General features: G+C 71.9%; 14 protein-coding genes. 1 reads left to right on the top strand and 13 read right to left on the bottom strand.

Features of this window, described 5'->3' with window-relative positions; translation table 11 throughout:
- The first annotated feature begins 49 nt into the window (after positions 1-49).
- Positions 50-619, top strand: coding sequence for an O-methyltransferase (locus BJ958_RS00845; RefSeq protein WP_179724692.1), 570 nt, complete (start codon positions 50-52; stop codon positions 617-619).
- An 89-nt stretch (positions 620-708) separates the two neighbouring features.
- Here the strand turns inward: BJ958_RS00845 and BJ958_RS00840 are convergent, their stop codons facing one another.
- The 13 genes from BJ958_RS00840 to yczE all read right to left on the bottom strand — a co-directional run bounded on the left by BJ958_RS00840 (position 709) and on the right by yczE (position 15,198).
- Positions 709-1,602: an SDR family oxidoreductase gene (locus BJ958_RS00840; RefSeq protein ID WP_179724690.1), complete on the bottom strand. Its 894-nt coding sequence runs from the start codon at positions 1,600-1,602 to the stop codon at positions 709-711.
- A 25-nt stretch (positions 1,603-1,627) separates the two neighbouring features.
- The gene (locus BJ958_RS00835; RefSeq protein ID WP_179724688.1) at positions 1,628-1,771 is read right to left on the bottom strand and encodes a hypothetical protein; all 144 of its coding nucleotides are present in this window, start codon (positions 1,769-1,771) and stop codon (positions 1,628-1,630) included.
- A gap of 286 nt (positions 1,772-2,057) precedes the next feature.
- Positions 2,058-2,840 (bottom strand): double zinc ribbon and FHA domain-containing protein, encoded by a 783-nt coding sequence (locus tag BJ958_RS00830; RefSeq protein WP_179724686.1) that lies wholly within the window; start codon positions 2,838-2,840, stop codon positions 2,058-2,060.
- Positions 2,837-4,126, bottom strand: a complete 1,290-nt coding sequence (locus BJ958_RS00825; protein WP_179724684.1) for a vWA domain-containing protein — start codon at positions 4,124-4,126, stop codon at positions 2,837-2,839. Before BJ958_RS00825 ends, BJ958_RS00830 begins: the two co-directional genes overlap by 4 nt.
- Positions 4,119-5,306 carry a zinc-ribbon domain-containing protein gene (locus BJ958_RS00820; protein WP_179724683.1) on the bottom strand — a complete coding sequence of 396 codons (1,188 nt, stop codon included), beginning with the start codon at positions 5,304-5,306 and terminating at the stop codon, positions 4,119-4,121. The genes BJ958_RS00825 and BJ958_RS00820 overlap by 8 nt, the downstream gene beginning before the upstream one ends.
- Positions 5,303-7,732 carry a serine/threonine-protein kinase gene (locus BJ958_RS00815; RefSeq protein WP_179724681.1) on the bottom strand — a complete coding sequence of 810 codons (2,430 nt, stop codon included), beginning with the start codon at positions 7,730-7,732 and terminating at the stop codon, positions 5,303-5,305. Before BJ958_RS00815 ends, BJ958_RS00820 begins: the two co-directional genes overlap by 4 nt.
- On the bottom strand, positions 7,729-8,859 hold the full coding sequence (locus tag BJ958_RS00810) for a hypothetical protein (RefSeq protein WP_179724679.1): 1,131 nt from the start codon (positions 8,857-8,859) through the stop codon (positions 7,729-7,731). Before BJ958_RS00810 ends, BJ958_RS00815 begins: the two co-directional genes overlap by 4 nt.
- Positions 8,856-9,779, bottom strand: a complete 924-nt coding sequence (locus tag BJ958_RS00805) for a glutamate ABC transporter substrate-binding protein (protein ID WP_179724677.1) — start codon at positions 9,777-9,779, stop codon at positions 8,856-8,858. The genes BJ958_RS00810 and BJ958_RS00805 overlap by 4 nt, the downstream gene beginning before the upstream one ends.
- A complete protein-coding gene (locus BJ958_RS00800; protein WP_179724675.1) occupies positions 9,779-11,044 on the bottom strand; it encodes a hypothetical protein in 1,266 nt (421 codons plus the stop codon). Before BJ958_RS00800 ends, BJ958_RS00805 begins: the two co-directional genes overlap by 1 nt.
- Positions 11,041-12,666 carry an AAA family ATPase gene (locus tag BJ958_RS28330; protein ID WP_179724674.1) on the bottom strand — a complete coding sequence of 542 codons (1,626 nt, stop codon included), beginning with the start codon at positions 12,664-12,666 and terminating at the stop codon, positions 11,041-11,043. The genes BJ958_RS00800 and BJ958_RS28330 overlap by 4 nt, the downstream gene beginning before the upstream one ends.
- Entirely contained in the window at positions 12,663-13,178 is a 516-nt protein-coding gene (locus BJ958_RS00790; RefSeq protein ID WP_179724672.1) for a hypothetical protein, read from the bottom strand. The genes BJ958_RS28330 and BJ958_RS00790 overlap by 4 nt, the downstream gene beginning before the upstream one ends.
- Positions 13,179-13,211: 33 nt before the next feature.
- Positions 13,212-14,441: a toxic anion resistance protein gene (locus tag BJ958_RS00785; protein ID WP_179724670.1), complete on the bottom strand. Its 1,230-nt coding sequence runs from the start codon at positions 14,439-14,441 to the stop codon at positions 13,212-13,214.
- A 94-nt stretch (positions 14,442-14,535) separates the two neighbouring features.
- On the bottom strand, positions 14,536-15,198 hold the full coding sequence (gene yczE, locus BJ958_RS00780) for a membrane protein YczE (protein WP_179724668.1): 663 nt from the start codon (positions 15,196-15,198) through the stop codon (positions 14,536-14,538).
- Positions 15,199-15,211: the final 13 nt, after the last annotated feature.

Raw genomic sequence — 15,211 nt, 5'->3', positions numbered from 1 at the left:
ATCCGAGACCGGCGTCCCGCTCCTTGATCGCAGGGGTGAAACTCAAGACATGAGCGCGCCCCCCGAGCTTCCTGACGTGGTCCACCGCGCGTTCGACGTGTCCCGGCGTGCGGGCTACGTCTCGTTCTGCCGCAACGAGACCGGCCGACTGCTCGCGGCGCTCGCCGCGACCCGCGAGGGGACGATGGCCGAGTTCGGCACCGGTTGCGGCGTCGGCACCGCCTGGCTGCGCTCCGGCGTACGCAACGACAAGGCGCGGATCCTCACCGCCGAGCTGAACCCCAAGCTGGCGGCGGCCGCGATCGAGATCTTCGACGACGACCCGCTGGTCGACGTCCTCGAGGCGGACTGGTCCACGCTGATGGACAAGGGGCCGTTCTCGCTGCTGTTCCTCGACTCCGGCGACCCGTCGGCCGTCGGGGTCGACAAGATCGCCGACCTGGTCGAGCCGGGCGGCATCGTGGTGCTCGACGACTTCGTCCCGTGCGAGATGTGGCCGCCGATCACCGGAGGCCGGGTCGACACGCTGCGCGAGGAGTGGCTGACCGACGAGCGGTTCACCACCGTCGAGGTGATGGTCGCGCCGGACGCGTCGGCGCTGATCGCGACCCGCCGCTGAGCCAGTTTCACCGGCCGGCCGGTGAAACTGGCGCTTGGACGAGAAAACTGACTCACCCGAGCGTCCGATCCCCGCGCCCCCTCCGCTGCTCAACCCTCCTCGCGGGCCCTGCGCTCGTCGTTGGCGATGTTGCGCGCGCTGGTCGAGCGACCGAGCGCCCGCACCTCGGCGTCCATCCGCGGCAGCAGGTCCGGAACCAGCTTGAGGATCGGCCGGTTGCCGGCGGCGGAGTTGATCACGTTGCGGTTCAGTCCGGCACCGCGCACCCAGCCCGGGCAGTAGACGTGCCGCGAGCGCTTCTCGACGCCCTTGACGAACGCCTTGACGCAGGCCTCGACACCGGTGGTCCGGTTCAGCGGCGGCGGCAGCTTGCTCAACAGCTCCTGGAAGGTCGGCAGGTCGCTCTTGGCGTCCTGCACCAGCGGGGTGTCGATCCACGACATGTGCGCCGAGCCGACCGCGATCCCCTGGTGCGCGACCTCGAGCCGCAGCGCGTTGGCGAAGTGCTCCACCCCGGCCTTGCTGGCGTTGTACGCCGCCAGGCCGGGCGCCGCGGCGAAGGCGGCCAGCGACGAGACCACCAGCAGGTAGCCCTTGGTCTCCGCGAGCGCCGGCACCGAGGCGCGGGCGGTGTTGAAGACGCCGACGATGTTGATGTCGATCGTGCGCTGGAACGCGGCCGGGTCGATCGCCATCACCGAGCCGTAGCTGGCGATGCCGGCGTTGGCGAGCACGGTGTCGATCCGGCCGAACCGCTCCAGCGTGGTCGCGACCGCTGCCTCCATGGCGGCCAGGTCGCACACGTCGGCCACGATCCCCTCGCACCGATCCGCGCCGATCGCGGTGACCGCGTCGGCCAGCGCCGGTGCGTCCAGGTCGGTCAGGGCCAGCCGGGCGCCCTTGGCCGCCAGCGCCTTCGCGGTCTCGAACCCGATGCCACGCGCGCCGCCGGTGATGAGGATGACCTGGTCCTTGATCGCCATGGACGCATGCTCGCAGAATCCGGGCTCACAGGGGACCCAGTCCCTCGGGTACGTCGAGCGGCAGGTCGAGGCCGGCGAGGACCTCGACCAGCTCGGGCCGCTGGGCGAGCAGGGCCGGGAACAGGCCGTCGTCCTCGGCCCGGTGGTGGCCGTCGAGCGCCGTGCACAAGCCGTGGCAGTACAGCAGCAGGCCCTGCTCGGCCGCGGGTACCTCGACACCCGCGGCGAGTGCCTACCGGGTGACCTCGAGCGCACGCCGCAGCCGGGCGTGCGCGCTCTCCATCTCGCGGTGCCAGGCGACCAGCCTGGCGTGCTCTCGTGCCTCAGCCATCGGCGAGGAACGAGGAAGTCGACGTGATCGTCATGATCATCGCCTTCCTGGTCCGGCACCTCCATGCGTGACGCAGTCCGTCACCCGCACGCGATGCTGGCGCCGAACCTACCGGGTGAAGGACTCACACCTCGCCGGGCTGGGCCCGCCGGATCACGATCCGGGTCCAGGCGCCGAGGTAGACCCGTGCGTCCGGGGCGATCTCGCGCTTCTCCCCCGCCGGCACCGGGTCCTTGGGCAGGGGGCCGACGGCCGAGCCGAGGTAGGTGCCGTTGGAGGAGCCGAGGTCCTCGACCCACCAGCGGCTGCCGTCGGTGGTGAGCTGGCAGTGTCGCCGGCTGATGCCGTTGTCGGTGGCGAGGTCGATGTCGGGATGGATCCCTCGGCTGCGGGACGTGCGGCCGACGAGGATCGACGTCGTCTTGAGGGGTACGACGGTCGGCACGCCCGCGGACGGGAGCGGGTCGGTCGACTCCTGGTCGGCGTACCAGTCGGGGTCGATCCAGACCTCGGCCACCCACGCGTCGGCGAGCGGCGGCGCGATCGAGGCGTCCGGGGTGGCGGGCTTCCTGGCGTCTGCCGTGCCGGCGTCGTCGGTGCCGGCGGCCGGCGTGGGCACGCCGAGGTCGAGCACGGAGGGCGTGACCGGGCGCGGCATCGAGCCGGTGGTGAAGTCGTAGCCGCAGGCCTCGCAGAACAGCGCGTTCGGCGGGTTGGCCGCCTGGCAGTTGGGACACTCGGCGGTCGAGGGAGCGGCAGGAGCCGCCGGAGGGGTCGGCTCCTCGACCGCGGCCGGCGCCCCCGCCCCGTCCGGGGCCGGCGTACCACCGCCCGCCGGGATCGGCAGGCCGCAGACGTCGCAGTAGTCGTCCGACGTCGACTCGTGCCCGGACGGGCAGGTGCTCATGCTGTCGGCTCCTTGCGGATCCGCGTGGTCTTGGTGGACGCGGTGTCGAGGGCCATCTCGTCGGCCTTCTCGACCGAGCGCTTGAGACGGACGGTGCCGGTCTCCTCGTTGTCGACGTCGACGACCTTGCGCAGCTTGGAGGTGGCCTCGTCGTTGCCGGTCTCGGCGGCGAGCTGCACGGCACGACCGAGCTTGGTGGTCGCGGTCGCCTCGTCGCCGGCGGCCTTGGCCGCGAGGCCCTCCTGGATCGCTTGGGCGAGCTCGGCCTGGCCGGTGTAGTGGGCGACTTGCTGGTCGATCCGGGTGGTCAGCTCGGAGTTGTTGGACCAGGTCGCCTTGACCAGTCCCTGGGCGACGACGTCGCTGCCGATCGCGAGCTGGACGCGGGCGGCGAGCTGCTCCTGGCCGATCGCCTTGGCCGGCACCCGGACCGCGACGTGGTAGTCGCGGGACTCGTCGGCCCACGCGCCGGTCGGGTAGTCGCCGGTGAGGGGGTTGACCGGCGTACGACGGCTGGTCAGGTCCTCGACGGTCGGCGACACCTGGCGCACGAACAGCACCTCGGCGCCCTGCGGCGTCCACACCCGCAGCGACGCGTCGGCGACACCGCGGGCCATGGCGTTGCGCATGATCTCCTCGAACTGGGCCTTCATCTCGGCCGGGCTCGGGATGATGTCGACGGTGCCGAGCAGGGCCTGCGCGATCCGGCGGATCTCGGCGACCTGCCAGTCGGTGCCGGCACCGCGGCAGTCGGCCTGGAAGTAGCCGGTGGCGCGGTTGATCGCGTCGTCGAGGCGGCCGGGACGCTCGCGGTTCTCACCGTCGGTGAGCAGAAGGACGTGGCGCTGGGTGACCGCGCTGACCGAGGAGAAGAGCTGGCCGGCGAGGTCGAGCCAGGTGCTGATCGCCGTACCGCCGCTGCCCACGAAGCGGTCGATCGCGAGCGACGCCTCGTGGCGGGTGCGCGCATCCATGGGGACCATGCCCGGTCCGCTGGAGACCTGGGGGTAGGCGAGCATCGCACGGTCGGCGCCGGCGATCACGGCGAAGTAGGTGCCGTCGACGATCTCGGCGAGCGCGGCCTGGGCGCCCTCCTTGGCGGCGGCCATCGTCGCCGGGCCCATCGAGCCGGACGTGTCGACGATGATGATCTCGCCCGCGCTGCCCGCTCCGGACTGACCGGCGGTGCCGGCGCCCTTGCAGGTGATCGTCACGATCGCGTTGACGTCGGTCCCGCCGTCGGGCAGGAACTCGTTCTGGTAGACGGCGGCGCTGAACTCAGCCATCGCTCGGCTCTCCTCCTGGGGTCGGCGTCTGGTCATTCTGCCCGACCGCCGGTGGCGGCGGCGGGGGCGGCGGGGGCGGCGGGGGCGGCGGGGTCAGGTCGACCCGGGCCACCGCGGCGGTGATGTTGTCGTGCCCGCCGGCGCCGTTCGCGAACGCGACCAGCGCGAGCGCGAGGGACAGCGGGTCACTGGTGGCGGCGGCTCGGACCTGCGCGGCCAGCGCCTCCGGCTCGGAGGCGTAATTCCACAGGCCGTCGGAGCACGCCAGCAGCCAGCCGCTCCGGTCGACCTCGAGCGAGCCGACGGTGGGCACCTGGTCCTCCGAGTCGCGGCCGAGCCACTTGGTGATGGCGTGCGCCTGCGGTCCGGTCTCGGCGACCTCACGGGCCACGCCGGAGGCGATCTGGGCCTGGGCGACGGAGTCGTCGACGGTGAGCTGGACGGGGGTGCCGTCGTCGGGCAGCCAGTACGAGCGCGAGTCGCCGATGTTGGCCCACGTGATCCGCCGGCCTTCGAGGACGGCGGTCGTGAAGGTCGCCGACGCGGGGTTGGGCGAGTCGGGGTCGGTGACGGCCACGATCGCGGTGTTGGCGGCGGCCGCGGCATCGGTGAAGACCTTGCGTACGGCGGCGTCGCGGCTCTCCGGCGTACCCATCCCCGCCGGCAGCGGCATCCGCAGCACCTCGCGAGCCGCCCGCGCTCCGGCCAGCGACGCGACGTCGGAGTCGATCGAGTTCGAGACCCCGTCCATCACGATCAGCACCGCCCGTGAGCCCGGCTGACCACCGGGCTGCGCGCCGGCCAGCAGCGCCATCGCGTCCTCGTTGCGGTTCTTGCCGATCGCCTTGTCGCACACGCCGGCGACCCAGGGGGCCGGCTGCTCCTGGAAGTGATCGCGCTCGCTGGGGGCCTTGGTGCCGCACTCGAGGCAGTAGAGGTCGGGGCCGACCTCTCCCCCGCACTCGGTGCAGGGGCGCCGGCCGGCCGGGGCCGGCGGGTCGGGCAGCGCGGCCGCCGGCTTGCGGGTGGGGGCGCTGATCGGGGCGTCCCCGAGCGGGTGGTCCACCGCAGCCGCTGCGGCGGGAACGGGGGCGGCGGCCGGCGTACCGACCTGCGCACCGCAGTTCTCGCAGAAGCGGGCACCGGGAGCCAGCGCTGCCTGGCAGGAGGGGCAGTTCACGTGAGGCTCCAGTTCCGGACGGCGTTGGCCTGGTTGACCAGGGTGACCCGCTCCTTGAGGTCGACGGCGTCGCGGGCGAGCAGCCGCAGGGCGTTCTCGATCCCGTCGCGCACGCCGGCCTCGGTCGCCTCGACGGCCCCGATCCGCGCGCCCGCGGGCACCTTGCCGGCCGAGACCACGGGCAGCGCCTCGTTGAGGATCCGCACCGTGAACCGCTGCCGGGTGGCCTGGTCGACGCTCGAGGAGTCGATGGTGCGCATCGCCTGGTCGAGCACGGTGATGTCCTGCGCGCTGCCCGACAGCAGCACCTCGGCCCGCTGCTGGCGGCTCTCCGTGTAGCCCCGGCTGGTCGTCGGCACCAGGTCGAGCGCGGCCACGGCAGCGGGGACGTCGTGCCGGTCGGCACGGACCCGGGCCATCCCGAATGCCGCCGGAGGGACGTAGGCCGCGTCGGTCGACGCGCACACGAGGTAGAGGCCCTCGGCCACCTCGGGCAGGCCACCCCGCTCGCAGGCGAACGCCAGCGCCAGCTTGGGCGCGAGCTCACCGGGGACCTGCTGGTAGACGGCGTTGAACGACGCCTTCGCGGTCTCCCAGTCGCCGGCCTGCACCGAGGCGAGCCCCTCGATCCACAGTGCCCGCCACTCCCACGGGTCGTCGGTGAGCAGCCTCTGCGCGTGGTTCCGGGCCAGCACCGGGTCGCCCAGCGCGAGCGCCGCGTGGGCGCGGGCCAGCCACACCTCCGCGGTGTCCTCCGGCGCGGACTCGAGGTCCTTGAGCCGCTGCTTCGGGTCGTCGTCGCCGATCGTGCTGAGCCAGCCGTACTGCGGGTCGGTGGTGTCGGTGCGCAGGTCCGGCAGCTGGCTCCACTCGGTGATCGGGCGGGCGGTCGCGGGCGACTCGAAGAGCACGGATGCGGCCGAGGTGGTCGCCGTGCCCTGCCGCGTGCGGGCCACCACCTCGCGCAGCACGCCCAGCACCTGGGTGCGCATCTCGTCGACCGAGGCGAACCGGTCGGCGGGGTCGGGCGCGCAGCACTTGGCGATCAGCTGGTAGAGCGAGTCGTACTCCTGGAACAGCGGTGTCGTGTCGACCGGCGGCAGGCTGTGCAGGTAGGTGCCCTGGTAGCCGCGGAACTCCATGCACAGCACCACGAGCGTGCGGCCGATCGTGTAGATGTCGGACGCGACCGACGGCCCGACCTCGGCCACCTCCGGCGCCTGGTAGCCGACGGTGCCGTAGATCGCGGACTCCTCGTCGTCGATGCGTCGCACGCCGCCGAGGTCGATCAGCTTCATCGCGTCGCCGACCTGGATCATGTTGTCGGGCTTGAAGTCGCAGTAGACCAGGCCGAGGTCGTGGAGGTACTGGAACGCCGGCAGCAGCTCGAGGATGTAGGCCAAGGCCTGGTCGACCGGCAGCGGGTCGTAGGCGCCGTTGTTGGCGACCATGCGCTGCTTGAGGATCTGCTTGAGCGACTTGCCGCCGACGTACTCCATCACGATGTAGCCCGCACCCTCGTGCGTGACGAAGTTGTAGATCTCGACGATCAGCGGGTGCTCGACCTGGGCGAGGAACTGCTGCTCGGCGATCGCCGCGGCGAGCGCGTCGGGGTCGCCGGAGTTGAGCAGGCCCTTGAGCACGACCCACCTGTTGGAGACGTTGCGGTCGCGGGCGAGGTAGATCCACCCGAGGCCACCGTGGGCGAGCGCACCCGCGACCTCGTACTGGCCGGCGACGAGGTCGCCCTGCTTCAGCTTCGGCGTGAACGAGAACTGCTGGCCGCAGTTGGGGCAGAAGCCCTCGCTGCGTCCGGGCGCTCCGTCGATGCTGCGGCCGACGGCGTTGCCGCACTTGGCGCAGCTGCGCTTGTCCTCGGGCACCTGCGGGTTGGCCATGATCGCCTTGGCTGCGTCGACCGGCGGCGCGGGAGGTACGACGGTCAGCCCGGCGCCGATGCGCGCGGCACGCATCCGCTGCGAGCCGGTGCGCGTGCGTCGGGTGGACGTGCTTCCCGTCGCGCCGGCACGCTTCGAGCCGATGGCCGCGGACTGGACCCGGCTGGCCGCGGTGGCGGAGGTGCCCTCGCGTCCGGAGAGCGGCTGGGACTCGGCCAGCGCGGTCGCCTCCGCGACCTTCGCGCCCGGGACCGCGGGCGAGCCGCAGACGTCGCAGTAGCCGTCGAGGATGGTGCCGGTGCAGCCGGGCTGCTGGCAGGTGGACGCCGCGACGCTGGCCGGGTTGCCCGCCACGGCTGCGGCGATCGGGGCCTTGACCGTGCCGGAGTCCCCGATGGGCGTGGCGGCGGCGGGCGTCGACGACACGGCGGTCGAGCCGGTCGAGGCCCCCGGCATGCCGCACACGTCGCAGTAGCCGTCGACGATGTTGCCCGTGCAACCGGGTTGGGTGCAGGCGCCTGCGCTCATGTGCTCGTCTCCTTGATCAGCCAGGTCTGGTACGTCGTGACGAGCTGCTTCGCGACCGCCATCGGGGTCGGGCGGCGCTCGAGGAGGTCGCGGGCGGACTTCTCGCTCGCGACGAGGTCGGGGTGGTCGGCGACCGCGGACGCGCGCGCCTTGGCGACGTACGCGTCGAGCAGGGCGACCAGCTGGGTGTGCTCGTCGAGTGCTGCCGCATAGGCGTGCTGGGCGACCTCGAGCGCCTGCGAGACGCGGTCGAGGCGTTCGAGGTACGGCCCGATCGCGTCGGGCGTGACCGGGACCGGGCCGAGCAGGTCGACGTCGGGGACGGCGTACCTCGGCGCGGGGTCGACCGTCGCCACACAGGTCTCGGCCAGCTTCTGCAGCGCGGCCTCCCGCGCCTCGAGGTCGGTGCGCAGCTCGCGCGCGGAGATCACCTGGTCGCGGGCGTCACGGCGCCGGGCGTTGCCGACGATGAGGTCGCGCTCGAACGTGGTCGCCTCGACCTCCAGCGGACCGAGCATCCCCCCGGCGTCGCCGCCGCGCTCGGCCTTCGCGGTGATCCCCTCCAGCCGCGACATCAGCTCGGCCAGCCGGTTGACGGCCGCGTCGCGGGTCAGCGCCGGCTCGAGCCCCACCTGGTCGCGGATCCGCTCCAGCTGCGCCCGCAGCTCCCGGATCCGCGCCGCCTGCTCGTCGGCACCCGGCACCAGCGCCAGCCGGCTGCGCAGCTGACCGGTCAGTGCGTCGCACAGCCGCCCGGCCTCGGGCAGCGACACCGCCAGCCCACCGGGCAGCTCGGTCGCTCCGTCGAGCCGGCCCCAGATCAGTGCCGAGATCCGCTCGCGCTCCTGCTGGAGCACCCGCCCGCCGTCCCAGGTCGCGAAGACCAGCTGGTAACGGTCGGACGTCGCCTTCCACAGCGCCAGCGCCAACGACATGTCGCCCGCCAGCTCTCCCCCACGACCCACGGCCAGGGCGGCTCGGTCGAGCTCGTCGAGCTCGGAGCGTCGTACGCGCAACCAGGTGTCGAGCTCGCCCAGGTAGGTCTGGATTGCGGCAGGCTCCAGCGCGTCCCCCAGCTTGCCGGGGGCGACGGGCGCCGTGGTGGTCATGGTGGCCTGCACGCTCACCGGCCGTAGGCGGGGGCGGGTGGCGTGGCGTCGACCTTGAGGGTGGGCTTGAGCCACTCGTCGTAGATCCCGGTCCAGCGGCCGTCGGCGCGCATCTGGTCGAGCACGGAGTTGGCGAACCTCACGAGAGCAACGTCGTCCTTGTTGAACGCCAGGCCGTACGGCTCGTCGGTCAGCTTCTCCTGCTTCGGAACAGCGGTGTAGGGATCCTGGGCGGCCAGTCCCGCGAGGACGGTGTCGTCGCCGGTGATGGCGTCGACCTCGCTGTTTTGGAACTTGATCAGGCAGCCGGTGTGGTTGGCGGCCTCGACCGCGATCACGTCGGGCTCGATCTTCTTGATGTTGGCGACGCTCGTCGTGGCCGTCGGGGCGCAGACCCGCTTGCCGGCCAGGCTCGCCGGACCGGTGTACTTGTCGGCCTCGTCGCTGCCGACCAGGACCTTCTGGGTGGCGTTGTAGTAGACGGAGGAGAAGGCGACCTGCGTCCAGCGATCGCAGTTGACCGTCATGTTGCGCGCCACCATGTCGATCTTGCCCTCATCGAGCATCGTGATCCGGTCGGAGGCGAGGATGACGCGGAGCTCGAGGTCGACCCCGAGCGCCTTGGCGATCTCCTGCGCGAACGCGATGTCGAAGCCCTTGAGCTCGCCGTCTGTCGGATCGGTGAACCCCATCTTGTAGGTGTCACCCGACACCCCGACGACCAGCCGCCCCTTGTTGATCAGCTGCTTGAGAGCCGCGCCCTTGTCGTTGCTGGGCGCGTAGGACTGCGTGGCGTTGTCGCACTCGACCGGCGTCGCGGCCTGCGTCGGCGACGACGCCGCCTCCTCCGGCTTCGGCAGCGGCGTCGCGTCGTAGCCGCAGCCGGCCAGGAGAGCCGCCGTCGCGGCGAACGTCGCCGCCAGGACTCGAATCCTCATCAGGAGAACTCCCTCCGTCGTTCGCCGATACCTCGGGCCACGGACAGCGCGGCGGCCACTCCGAGGAGCAGGGTCAGCCCGCTCATCAGAAGGGCGAACCAGCGGCCGCTGCGCAGGTCGTCGGTCGCGGTGGTGCCGTTCTTCTCGACGGCCGCGCGCGTCCCGGTGTCGAACGGCTCGAAGGCCTTGCCACTCTGCTCGATCGCCAGCTGGCGGGCCTTGTCCCAACCGCCGGCGTCGTCGAGCTTGACGATCTCCTCGTGCACCTTGGTGTAGGCGTCCCAGGCGCCCGACTCGCGGGTGCCTGACGAAGTCACGGCCTTCGCGGCGAGCTCCCACCTGGGCTCGTTGATCGCGCCCGAGCCTCGCTTGATCAGCCGCAGGCTCTCGAACGCCTTCGCGTCGTTGCCTGCGGTGCGGGCGTTGGCCTCGTGGACCGCGGTCGCGAACTCGCCGTCGCGCAGGCTGTCGTTGGAGCTGTCCCGGATCCAGGCGCCGGCCACCGTCACGAGGGTGACCGCGAGGACGATGACAGCGGCGACGGCGAGGCCCTTGTTGATCCGCCGTCGGAAGTGCCGGGCGAGCTCGCGGTTGAGCCACACCAGCGCCACCAGGATCACGACACCGAAGAGGAGCAGCCAGATCGGGTGCTGACCGTTCATGGCGTCCTCGGCGCGCTGCTGGTTCGCCTTGATCAGCTCGTCCAGGATCGGCAGGGCGGACGCGCGCAGCTCGGTGCTGGCCGTGTTGAGGTACTCCGCTCCGATCGGGAAGTTCTGCCGGTTGTTGTCGCGCCCCTGCGCGACACCGGTGGTGTAGTCGGTGACCTCGACGTTGAGCGCCGCGAGCGCCTTGCGGTCGGCAGGCTGGGCCTCGGCCGCGTCGGCGATGTCCTGGAGCACGCCGTCGATCGCGGCGTCGTACTCCTTGCGTTGGGCGGGGTCCTCGAGGCCGCCCTTGAGGAAGGCGTTGGTCGCGAGCGCGTCGGCGCGCAGCAGCGAGGTCTTGACCTCCTGCACCCGCAGCAGCTGCTCGGTGTCGTCGGCAGCGCGCCCGTCGGACTGCCAGCCGACGAACTGCACGAGCGCGCTGACGATGCCGAACACGACAGCCACGCTCATGCCGATCAGCTGCCAGCGGTTGAGGAGGGCCGGCGTGTCGACGTACGACGGCGCGGGCTGGCCCGCGACGGCGGGCGCCGCCGCAGCCGGCACGGGTGCGGCGGCGGGCGGCGGGGCGGCCGCGGGGGTGGCGGTCTGGCTCACGACTCCTCCTCGGGGGTCTCGGCCTGGGGGTCCTTCGGCTTGCGGGCGACCGTGGCGTCGTCGCCGAACGGGTCGACCGGCTCGGCGGGCGGAGCGTCGGCGGGCGCGACGACCTCGCCCTCGGCCGCGGGTTCGGCAGGGGCCTCGTCGTTCGGGTCGACCACGAGGTCCTCGGGCTCGAGGGCGCGCAGCTGCTCGAGCGTGGGCTCGGCGACGTCGCGCAGGCGCCAGGCGTGGCGTCCGATCGCGGCCTCCATCAGGTTGCGCACGAACCGCGCGTTGCCGAACGACGGCCCGCGCTCGGCCGCGCCCAGGATCTCGCGCAGCCGCGCCAGCACCGGCTCGCCGGCGTCGTAGTCGGCGCCCTTGACCATCGACTCGAAGATCGCGGCCAGCTCGTCGTCGGTGTAGTCGGCGAAGTCGATCGTGGTCCGGAACCGGCTCTCCAGGCCCGGGTTCTCGGAGATGAAGATGGCCATGGGGAGCGGGTAGCCGGCGACGATGACCACGAGGTCCTCGCGCTTGTCCTCCATCTCCTTGACCAGGGTGTCGATCGCTTCCTTGCCGTACTGGTCGCCGGAGAGGGAGTAGGCCTCGTCGATGAACAGCACGCCGCCCTCGGCGGACTTCACCACCTCGGCGGTCTTGGCGGCGGTCTGGCCGAGGTATCCGGCCACCAGCTCGGAGCGGTCCACCTCGACCAGCTGGCCCTTGGTGAGCAGGCCGAGCGCGCGGTAGATCCCGGCGACCAGGCGGGCGACCGTGGTCTTGCCGGTGCCGGGGTTGCCGTTGAAGACGAGGTGCCGGGTGATCGTCGGGCTCTCCAGGCCGGCCTTCTTGCGCAGGCCCTCGACCCGCAGCACCGCTGCCTGGCGGTGGATCTCGCCCTTGACGTTGGCCAGGCCGATCAGGCCGTCGAGCTCGGCGAGCAGCTCCTCGACCGTCTTCGTGGGCTCCTCGGGCTTCGGCTCCTCGGCCGGCGGGGTCTCCGGCTGCGCCGCCTGGGTCTGTACGCCGTCCGCGGGCTGCGACGCGTCCACGGGCGTCGGCGCGTCCGAGGTGAGCGTGGGGCTCGGCAGCGGCGGGGCTGCGTCGTTGAGCGCACCGAGCTGGCGTCGCACCTGCTCGCCCACGCGGCGTACCTGGTCGAGCACCTGGTCGCCCAGGCCCGGGACGGGCTGCCGGGTGGGCAGGTCGAAGGCGCCGGGGGCGCTCGCGGACGGGGTCAGGCCGGTCGCTCCCCCACCGAGCTGGGCGGTCGTGACCGTGGTGGCGGCGCCGACCGCGTCGGGACCGGGCTCGCCGAGCGCCGAGCCGGCGAGGGCGACGTCGGCCAGGGCGCCGGCGTAGTCGGCCGAGGCGGCGGACTTCTCCAGCAGCAGCTGGGCCATCAGCGGGGTCGGGCCGGCGCGGAAGCGGTTGCCTCGCTTGGCGGCGAGCATGTGCTCCTCGGCGGAGCGCTCGCGCCCGGTCTGCGCGCACCAGTCGACGAAGGCGCCGCGGGAGCGCTCGGAGACGGTCGCGGCGACCGCCTCGCCCTCGGCGCGGGCGGCCGCCTCGTCGAGCCCGGCCGCGCGGGCCGCGGCGACGAGGGCGTCGAGGGCTTCGGTGAGCGTCGTCATGGGGTTCCCAGGGTGAGGTCGGGGCCGCCCGAGGAGGAGTGGCCGAACTTGGCGTCGAGGAAGCGGCTGTGGGCGATGAGCGCCTGCGCGTCGGCGCGGTTGGCGGCGTCGAGGATCTGGTCCATCGTCACGCCGAGCAGCTCGAGCGCCTCGATGAGCACCAGCAGCGCGGTCTTCGGGCCGTCGATCGGCCGGGTGTCGGCCCAGTCGCGGGGCAGCCGGAGGTAGGACTGCAGCGCCTCAGGGAGGTAGTCGGTCGCCGTCGCGACGACCGAGTAGCTCTCCTCGCTGCCGAGCCCGAGCTGGCTCAGGCGCGGCAGCGTCTGGTTGATCGTGCGCGCGATCCGCTGCACGCGCGAGACGACCACCGGCGGCGCGTTGTTCTCGGTGAGCATCGCGGCCACCTGGTTGAGCGCAGCCCGGATGTCCTGCTCGGTCGGCGCCGGCGGTACGACGTACGCCGGCTGCTCCGTGGCGCTCCGAGACCGGCGCCACCACGACTTCAGCCCCACCCGAAATCTGTCCTGTCCCCTGTACTCTCCGGCCTAGCCCAGATCCAGCGTGCCGGCGGCGTTGCGGGCGTCGTGCTGCTGGACGCGCTCGAGGTAGGCCTTCGACTTCTGCACCTCGTTCTCGAGGACGCCGATCGTGGTCGACATGTTGTCGAGCGCCTTGAGCTTGAACTCGTCGATCGAGTCCATCGTCGCGTAGATGTTGGCGAACGCGGCCTGCAGCTGCTCGATCCCGATCGTCGAGGACGCCGCCTGCTCCTGGATCGCCGCGGAGTTCTCCTTGAGCATCTCCGAGGTGCGCTGGATCATCGTGGACGTCGTGGTGTTGAGCGCCGTGATCTGGTCGAGCACCAGCTTCTGGTTGCTCAGCGCCTGCGCGACGATGACCGCCGTCCGCAGGGCGGAGATGGTCGTCGTGGTCGCCCGGTCGACGCCCTTGATGAGCTCGATGTTGTTCTTGATGATGATGTCGATCGCGAGGTACGCCTGGATCGACACCGCGAGCTGCGTGAGCAGGTCCTGGTGCTTCTGGCGCACGTAGAACAGAACGTCCTGCGACAGCGTCTTCGCCGTCTCGGGGTCGCTCAGCTCGAGCTCGGCGATCTTGGCCGACAGCCGCGCGTCGAGCTTCTCGGCGACGTAGATGTACTGGTTGAGCCGGCCCATCACGCCCCAGAGGTTGGTCTTCTCCAGGTTGAGCGCGACGTTGTCGCGGGTCAGCTCGTCCTGCCCGCTGCGCAGCGAGTGGAGGATCCCGTTGAGCTGGCTCTGCGAGGACTGGTACTTGCGGAAGTAGTCCTCGATCTTGTCGTTGAAGGGCAGCTTGTCCCACCACTTCTTCACGCCGGTGGCCTGGCCCGGGTCGAGGTCCTCGACCGTGCGGCGCAGCTCCAGCAACGTCTTGCCGACGTTGGAGCCCTGCGCGATGCCGCCGGTCTTGAGCGCGTTGACCGGCTTGTCGAGCATCCGGTTGGACGTCTCTGCCGCCTTGCGGATGTCGGCGTCGCCCATGGTGCGCACGTTCTCGGCCTGCGCGGCGAACTCCGGGCTGCCCGCCTTGGTGGAGGTCAGCGCGGTGATGAAGTTGTCGACCTTCGCGTCGAGCTCGGGCACCATCGCGGCCTCGACCTGCGGCGCCATCTTGGGCGCCTGGGTCTCCACGACCGGCGCCGGCGCCTCCGGTGCCGTCAGCTGGATGACGGGCTCGGGAGGGGCGAGCGGGGCGGGTTCGGGGGCAGCGGCCGGGGAACCGTCGGTGGTCATGGCCCGAGCCTATCCAGCGAACCCTCTCCTCATGCAGGGTCGCGAGTGCAAATCAGGGTCCGGTTCAGGGATCCCACCGACCCCGCGGGTTCCGTCAGGACTCCAGGTCCACCAGGAACCACGGCATCATCCACTGCGTGATCGGGCCGATGGTCAGCGCGAACACGACCGTGCCGAGGCCGAGCGTGCCGCCGAGGGCCAGGCCGATGGCGACCACCGCGACCTCGATGCCGGTGCGGACCAGCCGGATCGAGAGTCCCGTACGACGGTGCAGGCCGGTCATCAGGCCGTCTCGGGGACCGCGGCCGAGCTGGGCGCCGATGTAGAGCGCGGTGGCGAGGCCGCACAGCACGATGCCACCGACCATGAGGGCGATCCGGGCAGCCAGGTTGTCGGGCGCGTCGAACATGGCGAGGGTGAGGTCGGCGGACATGCCGACGACGATCGCGTTGGAGATGGTGCCGAGGCCGGGCTTCTCGCGCAGCGGGATCCACAGCACGAGCACCACGAAGCTGAACAGCACGACGGCCTGCCCGAGGGTGATCGGGACGTGGCGGATGAAGCCGGAGTGCAGCACGTCCCACGGCGCCAGGCCGATGTCGCCGAGGACCATCAGGGCCAGGCTGACGCCGTAGAGGTAGAGCCCGACGTACAGCTGGACGAGGCGGCGGGGCAGCCGGCCGGCGCGGAGCTGGGCGACGGGGCCGAGGTCGGCGAGCTGGACGGCGACCCGAGGGGCAGGGGCGGCGATCGACATGACACCAGCGTGC

Origin of the sequence: Nocardioides kongjuensis, from assembly GCF_013409625.1 — a bacterium.
Taxonomy (GTDB): Bacteria; Actinomycetota; Actinomycetes; order Propionibacteriales; family Nocardioidaceae; genus Nocardioides; species Nocardioides kongjuensis.
This window is presented reverse-complemented; position numbering and strand designations above follow the sequence as displayed.

Coding starts and splice junctions, on each gene's coding strand:
- BJ958_RS00845 (WP_179724692.1), top strand. CDS start 50: ATGAGCGCGCCCCCCGAGCTTCCTGACGTGGTCCACCGCGCGTTCGAC.
- BJ958_RS00840 (WP_179724690.1), bottom strand. CDS start 1,602: ATGGCGATCAAGGACCAGGTCATCCTCATCACCGGCGGCGCGCGTGGC.
- BJ958_RS00830 (WP_179724686.1), bottom strand. CDS start 2,840: ATGAGCACCTGCCCGTCCGGGCACGAGTCGACGTCGGACGACTACTGC.
- BJ958_RS00825 (WP_179724684.1), bottom strand. CDS start 4,126: ATGGCTGAGTTCAGCGCCGCCGTCTACCAGAACGAGTTCCTGCCCGAC.
- BJ958_RS00815 (WP_179724681.1), bottom strand. CDS start 7,732: ATGAGCGCAGGCGCCTGCACCCAACCCGGTTGCACGGGCAACATCGTC.
- BJ958_RS00805 (WP_179724677.1), bottom strand. CDS start 9,779: ATGAGGATTCGAGTCCTGGCGGCGACGTTCGCCGCGACGGCGGCTCTC.
- BJ958_RS28330 (WP_179724674.1), bottom strand. CDS start 12,666: ATGACGACGCTCACCGAAGCCCTCGACGCCCTCGTCGCCGCGGCCCGC.
- BJ958_RS00785 (WP_179724670.1), bottom strand. CDS start 14,441: ATGACCACCGACGGTTCCCCGGCCGCTGCCCCCGAACCCGCCCCGCTC.
- yczE (WP_179724668.1), bottom strand. CDS start 15,198: ATGTCGATCGCCGCCCCTGCCCCTCGGGTCGCCGTCCAGCTCGCCGAC.